Here is a 13,146-nt window from a genome sequence, read left to right on the forward strand (position 1 = left end):
TTGCGACCGAGGCGCGGCTTTCGCGAGCAGGCTCGCTCCCACAGGATTTAGGTTGGACACAAAATGTGTGAACACCACTGAACCTGTGGGAGCGAGCCTGCTCGCGAATGGGCGCTACGCCATTTTCACGCCAGGCGTCAGAGCCGATGGCAACACCAGGCTCGGGGTTTCCAGCGACGCCACCGGGTATGCGCAGTAGTCCGCTGCGTAATAGGCGCTGGCGCGGTGGTTGCCCGAGGCGCCGACACCGCCGAATGGCGCGCTGCTCGCGGCACCAGTCAGTTGTTTGTTCCAGTTGACGATGCCGGCGCGGCTTTCCAGCCAGAACTGCTGGTAACGCGCTTCGGAATCGGAGAGCAAACCGGCGGCCAGTCCATAAGCAGTGTTGTTGGCTTCAGTGATCGCCGCGCCGAAATCGGTATAGCGGATCACTTGCAGCAGCGGCCCGAACAGTTCTTCGTCCGGACGCTCAGCCACGGCCGTTACATCGACAATGCCCGGGGTCAGCAAAGCCGACTGCGCCTGTGGCTGACTCATTTCCAGCAGCGCCACCGCGCCGTTGGCCAGCAATTGCTCTTGCGCATCCATCAGCGCTTTCGCCGCGCCGAGGGAAATCACCGAGCCCATGAACGGCGCCGGTTGCTGATCGAAGGCACCGACTTCAATGGTCGAACTGACTTCAACCAGACGCTTGAGCAGGCTGTCGCCCCACGCGCCTTGCGGCACCAGCAGACGCCGGGCGCAAGTGCAGCGCTGGCCGGCGGAAATGAATGCCGACTGAATGATGGTGTACACCGCCGCGTCCAGATCAGCGACCTGATCGACCACCAGCGGGTTGTTGCCGCCCATCTCCAGCGCAAGAATCTTGTCCGGACGCCCGGCGAATTGCTGGTGCAGATGATTGCCGGTGCGGCTCGAACCGGTGAAGAACAGACCGTCGATGCCCGGATTCGCCGCCAGCGCGATACCGGTTTCCCGCGCGCCTTGCAGCAGGTTCAACACGCCTGCCGGCAGGCCGGCTTCGATCCAGCACTTGACCGTCAGCTCGGCGACTTTCGGTGTCAGTTCGCTGGGCTTGAACAGCACGCTGTTACCGGCCAGCAGCGCCGGGACGATATGACCGTTAGGCAGGTGACCGGGGAAGTTATAAGGACCAAACACCGCAACCACGCCGTGGGGCTTGTGGCGCAACACGGCGGTGGCGTCGCCCAATGGGCCGCTCTTCTCGCCGGTGCGCTCGCGGTAGCTCTGCACCGAAATCGCGATCTTGTTGACCATGCTGGTGACTTCGGTCGCAGCTTCCCACAGCGGTTTGCCGGTTTCTTCGCCGATGGTGCGAGCCAGTTCGTCAGCGTGGTTTTTCAACGCAGCGGCGAAAGCTTCGAGGACGCTGATGCGCTCCTCGAGGGTGCGACGTGCCCACTGAGGAAATGCCTGGCGAGCAGCCTGAACCGCCGATTCGACCTGCGCAGCAGTGGCGCCCTCGCCCGCCCACAGCACTTGCTGGGTCACCGGGTTCAGCGATTGAAAGGCCTCGCCCTGACCGGCCAGCCACTCACCTGCGATGTATAGCGAATTCATTATTTCGACTCCCGTGCAGCGGACAGCGCCACGGCGCGAACCTGATCGCCGGCGCTGAGTTGAAGACGTTTCGCGGTCTGCGGATCGACCACCAGGGTGCCCGCAGCCAGGCGCGCTGGTGCAGCCGTGATGCGGCAATCCTCGCGCTTGCGGTTGTGGATGATGAACGGCGTGGCGTCATCGCCCGGCGTGCCGACGGCCAGCACCAGCGCTTCGCTGTCACGCACCGCGCGGATCTTGCTGGTTTCGCATTCGATGGCCGGCCCGGCGTCGAAGATGTCGACGTAACCCTGATAGCTGAAGCCTTCGCTCTTGAGCATGGCCAGTGCCGGCTCGGTGTCCGGGTGCACCTGGCCGATGACGTTGCGCGCGTCCGGCGAAAGGAAGCAGGTGTACAGCGGGAATTTCGGCATCAGTTCGGCGATGAACGCCTTGTTGCCGACGCCGGTCAGGTAATCGGCCTGGCTGAATTCCATCTTGAAGAAGTGCCGACCGAGGCTTTCCCAGAACGGCGAGCGCCCGGCGTCATCGGACACGCCACGCATTTCGGCGATGATCTTGTTACCGAACAGCTCCGGGAACTCAGCGATGAACAGCATCCGCGCCTTAGACAGCATCCGGCCGTTGAGACCGTTGCGGTAATCGGCGTGCAGGAACAGCGAGCACAGCTCGGAATTGCCGGTCAGGTCGTTGGCCAGAAACAGCGTCGGGATTTCGCGATAGATATTCAGCTCTTGCGAAGCGCTGACCGTCAGACCGACGCGGAAGTTGTACCAGGGCTCACGCAGGCCGACCGCGCCGGCGATGGCGGAAATCCCCACCACGCGGCCGTCATCGTCTTCGAGCACGAACAGATAGTCCGCATCGCCACGCCCGGCTTCGCCGCGAAAGGTCTTCTCGGCCCAGCCGACCCGGTGGGTCAGGCGCTCTTCGTTGGCCGGCAATGTGGTCAGGCCGGTGCCGGTGCTGCGGGCCAGGTCGATCAGCGCGGATAAATCGCTGCTGCGTACGGGACGAACAATCATGCTATCTCCTCAAACGGGCCGCTCGCGCCACCCGTGAAACTCGCTAAGGCGTTAAACCGCCACCAGGCGCACGCTGGCACCTTCACCGACGCCCAGGGCTTCGGCCGCTTCCATATCCAGCGTCACCGGTTTGCCCGGCGCGTAGTCCAGCTCGAGCAACACCGCGCGGTAATCCTGCAACTGCGCATTGGCTACCAGGTATTGACGCCCGGCACCTTTCACTGGCTCGCCGATCTTCACCGGCACCACGCGGCTCTGGGCGATCGAACGAATCCCGGAAACCCGCGCATGCAGGGTCGGGCCGCCGTCGAAGATGTCGATGTAGTGATCAGTCTCGAAGCCTTCGCGCATCAGGATGTCGAAGGTGATCTGCGCACGCGGGTGCACCTGGCCCATCGCCTCTTGGGCGGAGTCCGGCAGCAGCGGCACATAGATCGGGTAATGCGGCATCAGCTCGGCGAGGAAGGTGCGGCTTTTCAGCCCGCACAGGCGCTCGGCCTCGGCGTAGTTGAGGTCGAAGAAATTACGTCCGATCGCATCCCAGAACGGCGAGTCGCCATTCTCGTCGCTGTAACCGACGATCTCGGTCACCACCGAATCGGCAAAACGCTCCGGGTGGCTGGCGACGAACAGCAGGCGGCCACGGGAATTGAGCTCGGCCCACGGCGATCCGACCAGCTCGCGCTGCACATAGAAACTGGTCAGCAGGCTGTTGCCGGTCAGGTCGTGGCACTGCGAGAGCACGTGGATCTTGTTGTGGATCTTCAGCTCGCGGGAGGCGTGGACGAAGGTCTCGTTGCGGAAGCTGTAGAACGGCTCCGAATAACCGGCGGAAGCGACGATGGCCGAGCAGCCGACCAGTTTGCCGGTGCTCGAGTCTTCGAGGACGAAGAAGTAACTCTCTTCACCGTTGAAGCTCACTTCGGCGGCGAACGAGGCTTCGCTCGCGGCGATCTTGTCGCTCAGACGTTCCACGTCATCCGGCAAGGAAGTGACACCAATCGGGCTGTCCGCAGCCAGACGCTGTACCTCGCCCAGATCAGCCATTTGCGCGGGGCGCATCACCAGCATGGTGTCACTCCTTTCTCTTCAATATTCACAGAAAAAAACACCGGACACTGTGGGAGCGAGCCCTGTGGTGAGGGAATAAATCCCCTCACCACAAGGGCTCACTCCGACAGTCGAATCTGTCCGATATAAAAATTAGGATCGGCGCCGGAAAAACTCCAGGCGCCGAAAGGTCCATCAGGCTTGCGTCAACTTCGCCGCAGCACGTTCGAAGCGGTCGAGACCGGCGTCGATATCGGCGTCTTCCACCACCAGGCTCGGGGCGAAACGGATCACGTCGGGGCCAGCCTGGAGAATCATCAGGCCTTCCTGTTCGGCGGCGTTGAAGATGTCCTTGGCCTTGCCTTTCCACGCTTCGCTCAGCACGCAACCGATCAGCAGACCGAGACCACGCACCTGAGTGAACAGGCCGTATTTCTCGCCGATCTGTTGCAGGCGGGTCTTGAACTTGTCGTGCTTGGCGTTCACGCCGTTCAGCACCTCAGGGGTGTTGACCACGTCGATCACCGCTTCGGCGACGGCGCAGGCCAGCGGGTTGCCGCCGTAAGTGGTGCCGTGGGTGCCGACGACCAGATGTTTGGCCAGCGCTTCGGTGGTCATCATTGCCGCGATCGGGAAACCGCCGCCCAGGCTCTTGGCGCTGGTGAGGATGTCCGGGGTCACGCCGTAATGCTGGTAGGCAAACAGCTTGCCGCTGCGGCCCATGCCGGTCTGCACTTCGTCGAACACCAGCAGCGCGTTGTTCGCGTCGCAGAGTTCGCGGGCGCCTTGCAGGTAAGCCAGTTCGGCCGGCAGTACGCCGCCCTCGCCCTGGATCGGTTCCAGCACGACCGCGCAGGTCTTCTCGGACACCGCGGCTTTCAGCGCGGCCAGATCGTTGTAGGGAACGTGGGTGATGCCAGTGATTTTCGGGCCGAAACCGTCGGAGTACTTCGACTGGCCACCGACGTTGACGGTGAACAGGGTACGGCCGTGGAAGCTGTTCAGCGCGGCGATGATTTCGTATTTCTCGGTGCCGAAACGGTCGAATGCGACGCGACGGGCAAGCTTGAACGCGGCCTCGTTGGCTTCGGCGCCGGAGTTGCAGAAGAACACGCGCTCGGCAAACGTGGCGTCGATCAGCTTGTGCGCCAGACGCAGGGCCGGTTCGTTGGTGAACACGTTGGACACGTGCCACAGCTTATTCGCCTGTTCGGTCAACGCACCGACCAGCGCGGGGTGCGCGTGCCCCAATACGTTGACGGCAATCCCGCCGGCGAAGTCGATCAGCTCGCGGCCGGCCTGATCCCAGACCCGGGAACCGGCGCCACGCACCGGAATGAAAGCGGCAGGCGCGTAGTTGGGAACCATTACCTGGTCGAAATCGGCGCGTTGTACCGCAGCGTGCTCAACGGACATCGGAGTCTCCTGAAGAGGAACACCCGCCTGGAACTGGCGAGCGATGAGGGGATTGTAAGGACAGTTGGGTGCCCGGCCTTGTCGCCAAGCGACAACTTCTTATAGCGCAAACCCCGGATTTTCCCGGGTTTACGGCAATGCGACATATAGCGTCGCAAAGGCGCAGTTTACCGGGCGCGGCCGATTTGCGGCAGGCCGCGCAGGATACCAAGTCAGCCCCCACGGCAGAGACATAAATATCTACCGCACGGTGGTCGCTTGCCGCTGATTTGCTGAGGGTTCTTCCCAACGCCAAGGAATGGCCATGCATTTGTCTGAAGCACCCCCATCGGCAACCCCGGATGCCGCACATGACGCGCAACATGCGGACGAGCATTACCAACCACTGAAAAACGCGATTCCGGCCTGGCTGGGCGACACCTCAGCCACGCGGCGCGAAGCGCTGAAGAACAGCGTCCCGCAACAGCCGGCCGCGCTCAAGGTCGCGCCAGCCGAACAGCACGCGTTGATGAAAAGCCTTGGGGCGGCGCATATCACCGCGCAGAGCCGGGTCGACAAGAGCCTTGAGCACTTACAGGACGCTGCGGCCTTCGCCGAGCCCCTGCTCAAGGCCGAACTGAAAAGCTGCTTCGATCTGGAACTGGATGTAAGAAACACCTACGTGCACCTGTACATTCCTGCCACCACCCCATGGTTTCCGATCCGCACCGGCGCCCGCGCCTGGTCCGTGTCACTGCTTGAGGCGGCGTTGCATAACTTCGAAGACAAGGAAACCGAAGACGACGCCTTCGAAGCCGAGTCGACATTCACTAGCGCACCTTCGGCTACAGGACAGTTTGAAACCCTGCCCGAGATCAAGGCGAAACTGAGCATTTCCTCTTTCACAAAACTGTGCCGTCGACTGGATATCGGCGCGAAATACAAAGCCAGTCTGGAAGACAATCTGGGCTACTCCGATCCGATGGTCGCGTCGGTCTTGCGCGGCAAGATCGACGCCAGCCAGAAGGCCGCGATGAAATCGGCCCTGCAATGGGCGCGGATGAACCGCGACGTGTCGGAAAACGCGGTACGCCTGATCGAAGCCATGCTCGACGGTGTGAAAGGCCTGCATGTGTACGGCGCCCCGCTGCTGTGTCATGACATGACGATGCTTTGCGCACCGCTCACCGGCATCGTGGTATTCGCCCCGGACCTGTACATGACACGCAATGCAGCGCGCGTCGTCGCCTACGTCCCGGATGACCCCGAACATCCGTTCAAGGAGTACGCCTCGCCATTGGAAATGGTCGTGGAACTGACGCGCCAGTTGCGCTCCAGGGACTATCAGCAGTTCTTCAGCCGCTTCGTCAATCACGACCAGCGCGGCTTCTTCTTCAGCACCCTCAACAGCCGGCTGAGTGAAATCCGCTGGCACCCGCACGAACCCGGCGACCCTCGGCCGGCGTGGCGCGAAGCCGCAGTGGAGCGGCCCGATCTGCAGCCTGCGCTGACGCCGTTTTACGACGATGTGTGGCAACACCTGTACCAGGCAAAACTGAACAAGATTTTCAATGACGCCCGAACCATTGCCGTACCGACTGCCCTGGTTGATCAAAGGGCGCGCTGGGCGTTCTGGGATTCGCTGGTCAACATCCTCTCTTCCATCGCCCAGACCGCCGCGATGATCGTCGCGCCCTTCGTGCCGGTGCTCGGTGAAGCGATGATGGCGTACATGGCCTATCAGATGCTCGATGAAGTATTCGAAGGCATTCTTGAGTGGGCGCAGGGACGCACGACCGAAGCGGTCGAACACTTGATGGGCACCGTGGAATCGATGATCCAGCTGGGCATGTTCGCCGTCGGCGGTGCGATTGGCGCGGCCGAGTTTCGCAAAGTATTGCCCAAGGAAATGTTGGCGTTCATCGACCGCTTCAAACCGGTACAACTGGCCAATGGTGACATCCGCTACTGGCAACCGGATCTCGAACGCTACAAACATCCGCAGCGCCCGAGTGCCGATTCGCAACCCGATGCCCTGGGTTTGCATGCGCATGAGGACAAGCTTCTGCTGCCCTTGGAGGACGCGCACTTTGCGGTCACGGAAAGTCAGGTGCCGGGGCAGTACCGCATCGAACATCCGAGTCGCCCCGACGCATACCAACCGGTGCTGCGCCACAACGGCGAAGGCGCCTGGCACACTGAACTCGAGCAACCGCTGGAGTGGGATGGTGCAACCGCGCTGCGCCGTATCGGCCCTGCGGTCGAGAGCTTGTCCGCGAGCGAGCGCGAAACCGTGCTGCAGATCAGCGGAACCAGCGAAGACGCATTGCGCAAAATGCATGTCGAGCAGGAAAAGGTCCCGCCTCTGCTGGCCGACAGCATCCAGCGCTTCAAGATTGATCAGCAGTTGCAACGCTTCATCGACCAGCTCGACAGCGCTGACGCTGAAGTTTTCTTGCGCGCCGACCCGGTCATGCAGTTGCAGGTGCTCAGCGAATACGGCCGCTGGCCAGGCGACAAATGCCTGCGTCTGCTTGATCGCCAAGGCGAGCAACTGTGGCAATCGTCTGCCGACACAAGCCTGCCGGTAATCGAACTACGCCACGACACGCTGGCCGGTGGCGACGTGCTCAAAACCCTGCTCCAAGCCCTCGACGAGACGCAGATCAAAACCTTGCTGGACGAGCCCTTCGCGGGACCGACGCCGTCCATCGAGGTCCGCAGCCACAACCTGCGCAAACAAGTGGCCGACCTCGCCAGACGCAACACCAGCGCGCTGTTCGAGTCGCGCTATCAAGCCCTCCAGCACCTCGACGACCCGCTGGCCGCTCGACTCAAGATTCACCCTCCGCAATTGCCGGCCAGCATTACCCGCGAACTGCTCGATACCGCGACCGGCAGCGAACTGTTGCAGATCAGCGAAGGACGATTGCCCCCCGCGCCAGCAGGCACTCATGCAGATGGCCAGTGACGAGGTGCGCGTTACCCGCGCGTATGAAGGCCTTGAGCTGGCCTCGGTGAGCAATTCCGACTCTGACTCTCTGGCGCTGCACAGCCTCAAATTGTTGCCGGGCTGGAGCGGCGATGTACGCATCGAAATCCGTGACGGGCGCTACGAGGGCCGGTTACTGGACACGATCGGCCGTGACGATGCGCCCGAATACAAGGTGCTGGTTCGCCGCGACGATGGCCAATACCAACCTTATGACGATCGTGGGCAGCAGCTGCATTCGTTCGCTGATTTCTATTCCAGCCTGTTGTACGCATTGCCCGACAGCGAGCGCCAGAGCCTGGACATGCGGATCGGCCAGGGTCTGGCGCTGAAGGCGGCCATTCGTGAACGCACGCTCGAGCGCCACGAGTGGCGTCAGGTGATTGCCGATACGCAGTCCCGAGCGCCGGCTGTCGACACCCTGCGCCTGCTGGGCACCGATGGTTACGCCCATGCTCCGCGTCCGCCACGCCCCGCTTACCAGCCGCACACCCTCGAAGAAGACATCCGGGTGCTCTATCCACGCATGTCGAACCATGAAGTGCGCTTCCTCGCCGAAAGCATGCGAAGCAGTCCCGCAGGCCCGCGCGCCGAAATGCTTCGTTTGCAAAATGACTACCTGCAATTGCAGAACGAACTGCATGTCTGGGCCAACAATCCGCCCGCCGTGCACCCGGAAACCGGCACGGCGCTCACCTCGCTGGAGAAGCGCGCCGAAATCCAGAATCGCAGGCTGCTACGGGAGCAATTGCTCAAAGCCTGGAGACGGGAGCACGTCACGGGTATCAACCACCAGGGCTTTGCCGCCGGATACGCCTTGCGCCTTACACCTGCGATGATGGGCGACTTGCCCGTGTTGTCAGCAGACTTCAGTCATATCACCTCGCTCGCCATTGATGGCAGCCCGATGACCACCTCCGTCGACAGCTTTCTGCAGTCCTTCAGCCAGTTGCAGAATATCGATGCGCGCAATCTCAATCTGTCGAGCCTGCCGCAAGCACTGACTTCGATGCGCTCGCTGCGCGAATTGCGCTTACGCAATTGTCGGATCAGTCTGACGACGGTCACAGAGTCAGTGCTCGCGGCCATGCCGCAGCTCACCCTGCTCGATCTGCAAGGCAATGCGCTGGGCCTGCCTCCGGACCTGCACACACTGCCTTCATTGCGCTACGTGAACCTGTCGGATACCGGCATTCACACGGTGCCCGACGATCTGCTGGATCATCCGCGCCTGATTTCGGCGCAATTCGATCGCAACCGCATCACGCGGATACCGGACAGTTTTTTCAACCTGGCAAGCTCCCTCAGCGATGGTTATACCTTCGCCGATAACCCGTTGACGGCGGCTTCTCGCGAGCGGGTAAAAGTGTTCTACGAGCACACCGGAAGGCACTTCGGCGTCCGGCCCGTGCAGGAAGATCTGCAACGCACCATCGCCTTGTTTCCATCCCTCGACACGGAAGGCGCAACACAGGTGTTGTACCGATTGCCCGGGCCATTGGCGGAGTGCGGCGCACAGTTGTCCCGCTGGGAAAATGAACTCGGCGTGCTGAATCTCGAACTCAGTCAATGGATCAACCAGGCCACCGTGACCGCCTCTGAGTCGGGGGAACGTCTTCCCCTCGAGGCGCAAACCCGCGAACTGGAGGCCCGGCGATCCTTTGCGCAACAGATCGAGCAATTCTGGCGCAGCCCGCCCCTGTACCCGCGCCTTGAAGAACTCAGGGCAACGGCGACGTTCAGTGGGGATATGCCGATACTCAGCGCCGGTCTCGAGCGCGCGACGCAGCTGAACCTCACCGGCACCGCCAATAGCACCGCTGCCCTGCGCTTCGTGGAGTGCTTCCCCAACCTTGCCAAGCTGAAAATGAGCGGTTTCGAACTGGGACCGCTTGCGCTGGGCGAAGCAAAACTGCCTCAACTGAGCGATCTGGAGCTGAAAAATTGTGGCGTGGTCATGACCCCGGAAAATCAGGCTGCGCTGCTGTCACTTGGCAGCCTCGACTCACTGGACCTGAGCGACAATCCGTTGGGTACGTTCCCCGACCTGAATTTGTTGCCCGAATTGATCTATCTCGATCTGTCCAACTGCGGGCTGACCGTCGTTCCCGAAGGACTGGCCAGCCATCCGGGGTTGCGAACCGCAGTGCTCGCAGGCAACCGCATCACGCAACTGCCCGAGGCGCTGTTCGACCTCCCCGCCGAGCGCAGTGACGGCATTGACCTTGCCGACAACCCGCTATCGGCCGCCACCCGCGACCAGATCAAAAACTACTACCGCCTCCGTCGCAACGACTTCGACGTATTGGCGGCCGAGCCGGACGTGAGCCTCGCCCGGCAGTTGTTTCCCGGTTTGAACAAGCAAGAGGCCAGCGAGATGATTTACGACTTGCCCGGCGACCTGGCCGACGGTCGCCAACAGCTGCTTCGCTGGCAAGCAGAACAGCAACAGATGCGCGACGACCTGACCCGCTGGGCCTTGGCAACGCCGTCTGCGCACCCGGTTACCGGTCAGGCCTTGAGCGCAAGCGAGCGTTTGGCGCAACGATCCGCACGCTCGGACTTCAAGCAATTGATAAAGGATTTCTGGGGCGAAAGATCGATGGGTACCGGCAAGCGCGCTGGTTATTTTGCGGCAGACCTGAAGTTCCTCGGCGAAATGCCGCGCCTGACGGTCAACTTCGATCACGTTACCAGCCTCAAGCTGGCGGGCAACGTGACGATCGCGGGACTGGAGCCGTTCGCTGCCTTGTTCCCGAATCTTCAGATGCTGGAACTGAAAGCTTTCACACTCTATGACATCCCTTCATTCGTCAGCCGTCTGCACTATCTCAAAGAGCTCAAACTCAATGACTGCGCGCTGACGCTTACCCCTGCCGGGCAGCAGGTACTTGGCGCGCTGCCCGAGTTGCGGTTGCTCGATCTGAGCCATAACCCACTGACAAACGCGCCAGACCTGACAATCCTGCCCAAGGTGACGAACTTCTCACTCGGCCATAGCGAACTGACGAGCGTGCCGAAGGGCATCGCCGAGCATCCGCTGCTGCGAGAGCTCCATCTCAATAACAATCAGATAACCGTGCTGCCCGACGCGGTCTTCAGTTTGCATCCCGAGCGGGCCGACAGCGTCTATCTGAACGACAATCCTCTGTCCATGAATGCCCGCGAGCGCGTCAAGCGCTACTACGCCGCACAAGGGCGCAACTTCCGGATCAAGCCGCCATCGGCTGACATTGCCATGGCGCAGAGACTGTTCCCGCGACTGGGCGAAAACGCTGCGATCAACATGATTTATCGCCTGCCCGGGACATTACAGACCGGCACGGCGCAACTGATCAGATGGGAGGCGGAAATCGCCCGCATGACCAGTGATCTCAACACATGGAGCGCGCGCCTGCCGGTCAACAACCCTTCGACAGAGCTGCCCTGGACTGCGCCGGAAAGATTTGCAGAACTTGCCGCCAGACAAAGATTCAGCAGCGACCTTGAGAAACTCTGGCGCGGCCGGCAAAACGAAAACTCAGCCCTGCGGTTCAATACTTTCGAAGCCGATGCGACATTCACCGGCGAATTGCCGGAACTGACCGCTGACTTCAGCCACATCACGCATCTCAACCTTCAGGGCAATCCGGGGTTGAACATTCCCGATGGTTTTTCCGAAGCTTCAGTGGCCTGCGCGGACTGGAACTGCAGGATTTCGCCTTGGGCCGGATACCCCAATCGTTGCCAAGCCTGCCGTTGCTTGAGAGATTGATGCTGAGCAAGTGCCAGATCACTCTGGATCCTGCCGGACAAGCGATCCTGTCCACGATGACCCGATTGAAATCTCTGGACTTGTATAGCAACCCTCTGCAGGTGACGCCCGATCTATCGACCCTGCAGAACCTGACGTTCATCGACCTGATCAACACCGGCATCGATAGTGTTCCCGCCGGGCTGGAACAGCTGCCGCACCTGGAAGTCGCGTTGCTGAGCGACAACAACATCAGCGAATTGCCGGCGCAACTGACGCAGTATTCCGATCGCGGCATTGAACTGGGCGGCAACCCGTTGTCGGTTGCTTCCAGAGAACGGATCAAGGCCGCATTCCAGGCCAAGGCTGACAACTTCGGTGTCTGGGTTCAACAGCAAGACATCGATCTGGCGCAAAGCTTTTATCCATCGCTGTTCGGCTTCGATGCCAACGATCTGGTCTACAAGCTTGCGGGCACGCTGGCCGATGGACGTGTTGAGCTGATGCGCCGCAAATCCGAGCTCACCAGCCTGCTCGAACGCCTGGATAGCTGGGCCAACGAGACTCCCAACGATACTGACACGCAGATGCCGCTTGCGACCGAAGCGGCAGCCAGGGAAAGACTCAACCGCCAGCACTTCAGGCAAAACCTCGAAGACGACCTGCGCCGTGCGCCCTCGTTCCTGACAGGGCCAAGGGTCAGCTGCGAGTTGTCGTTTACCGGTGAGCTGCCGCCGCTGACCGCGCGTTTCGACCACATCGAACAACTGAAACTGACCACCACAGCGTCCGCTGCGCCTCGGATCGATCGTCTGCTGGAGCTGTTCCCGAAGCTCAAAGGCATCGACATCCGCAATTATCCGCTGGGCGAGATTCCCGCCCCGATTTTCGCCATGGAAAGGCTGCGCAGCCTGTATCTGCCGGGCTGTGAGATCACGTTGACTGCGCAGACCGCAGAAGCATTCGCAACGCTGAGAAACCTGAGTTCGGTGGACCTGAGCGACAATCCGCTCAACATCGCTCCGGATCTGAGTCATTTCCCGCAGATGACCGATGTGCGTCTGGGCAACTGTGCCTTGAGCAAGGTGCCTGACAGCCTGCTCGAACTGCCTCGATTGATGTACGCCGACTTGTCCGGGAACGCGATCACCGAGTTGCCGGGCGAGTTTCCTTTACAGCCCGGCGACGTGCTGACCGAATACGACTTCAGCGACAACCCGCTGACTGCCGAAAGTTTGCAGCGCCTGCAGCGGTATGAGGCGGCGTATCAATTGCGCCTGCTGGAGCAGCAGTCGAGCAACGACACCGCGTATCAGACGATTGAGGATTTCCATGACTTCTCCGGCGGCATGGAAACCGATTGAGGGTCG

The 13,146-nt window shown here is 61.3% G+C and carries 7 protein-coding genes; 3 read left to right on the forward strand and 4 right to left on the reverse strand.

Annotation, left to right across the window (positions count from 1 at the left end; genetic code table 11):
* Positions 1-114: 114 nt before the first annotated feature.
* The 4 genes from astD to AB4O12_RS14560 form a co-directional block, all read right to left on the reverse strand.
* Positions 115-1,584 (reverse strand): succinylglutamate-semialdehyde dehydrogenase, encoded by a 1,470-nt coding sequence (gene astD, locus AB4O12_RS14545; RefSeq protein ID WP_460062459.1) that lies wholly within the window; start codon positions 1,582-1,584, stop codon positions 115-117.
* Positions 1,581-2,606, reverse strand: coding sequence for an arginine N-succinyltransferase (astA, locus tag AB4O12_RS14550; protein ID WP_024014014.1), 1,026 nt, complete (start codon positions 2,604-2,606; stop codon positions 1,581-1,583). The genes astD and astA overlap by 4 nt, the downstream gene beginning before the upstream one ends.
* A 51-nt stretch (positions 2,607-2,657) precedes the next feature.
* Positions 2,658-3,677 carry an arginine/ornithine succinyltransferase subunit alpha gene (aruF, locus tag AB4O12_RS14555; RefSeq protein WP_024014015.1) on the reverse strand — a complete coding sequence of 340 codons (1,020 nt, stop codon included), beginning with the start codon at positions 3,675-3,677 and terminating at the stop codon, positions 2,658-2,660.
* 174 nt (positions 3,678-3,851) lie between these two features.
* On the reverse strand, positions 3,852-5,072 hold the full coding sequence (locus AB4O12_RS14560) for an aspartate aminotransferase family protein (RefSeq protein ID WP_016773586.1): 1,221 nt from the start codon (positions 5,070-5,072) through the stop codon (positions 3,852-3,854).
* Between the two features lie 304 nt (positions 5,073-5,376).
* Between AB4O12_RS14560 and AB4O12_RS14565 the strand changes: the two genes are divergently transcribed.
* The 3 genes from AB4O12_RS14565 to AB4O12_RS14575 are packed head-to-tail and all read left to right on the forward strand — an operon-like array spanning position 5,377 to position 13,140.
* Positions 5,377-8,022, forward strand: coding sequence for a dermonecrotic toxin domain-containing protein (locus tag AB4O12_RS14565; RefSeq protein WP_460058859.1), 2,646 nt, complete (start codon positions 5,377-5,379; stop codon positions 8,020-8,022).
* Positions 8,006-11,797: a leucine-rich repeat domain-containing protein gene (locus tag AB4O12_RS14570; protein ID WP_460058861.1), complete on the forward strand. Its 3,792-nt coding sequence runs from the start codon at positions 8,006-8,008 to the stop codon at positions 11,795-11,797. The genes AB4O12_RS14565 and AB4O12_RS14570 overlap by 17 nt, the downstream gene beginning before the upstream one ends.
* On the forward strand, positions 11,797-13,140 hold the full coding sequence (locus AB4O12_RS14575; RefSeq protein ID WP_460058863.1) for a leucine-rich repeat domain-containing protein: 1,344 nt from the start codon (positions 11,797-11,799) through the stop codon (positions 13,138-13,140). The genes AB4O12_RS14570 and AB4O12_RS14575 overlap by 1 nt, the downstream gene beginning before the upstream one ends.
* Positions 13,141-13,146: the final 6 nt, after the last annotated feature.

It is taken from the genome of Pseudomonas sp. S2_A05 (assembly GCF_054668485.1).

Bases quoted from the DNA above. Each gene is read 5' to 3' on its own strand.
- astA (WP_024014014.1), bottom strand. From the start codon at position 2,606: ATGATTGTTCGTCCCGTACGCAGCAGCGATTTATCCGCGCTGATCGAC.
- aruF (WP_024014015.1), bottom strand. From the start codon at position 3,677: ATGCTGGTGATGCGCCCCGCGCAAATGGCTGATCTGGGCGAGGTACAG.
- AB4O12_RS14560 (WP_016773586.1), bottom strand. From the start codon at position 5,072: ATGTCCGTTGAGCACGCTGCGGTACAACGCGCCGATTTCGACCAGGTA.
- AB4O12_RS14565 (WP_460058859.1), top strand. From the start codon at position 5,377: ATGCATTTGTCTGAAGCACCCCCATCGGCAACCCCGGATGCCGCACAT.
- AB4O12_RS14570 (WP_460058861.1), top strand. From the start codon at position 8,006: ATGCAGATGGCCAGTGACGAGGTGCGCGTTACCCGCGCGTATGAAGGC.
- AB4O12_RS14575 (WP_460058863.1), top strand. From the start codon at position 11,797: ATGCTGAGCAAGTGCCAGATCACTCTGGATCCTGCCGGACAAGCGATC.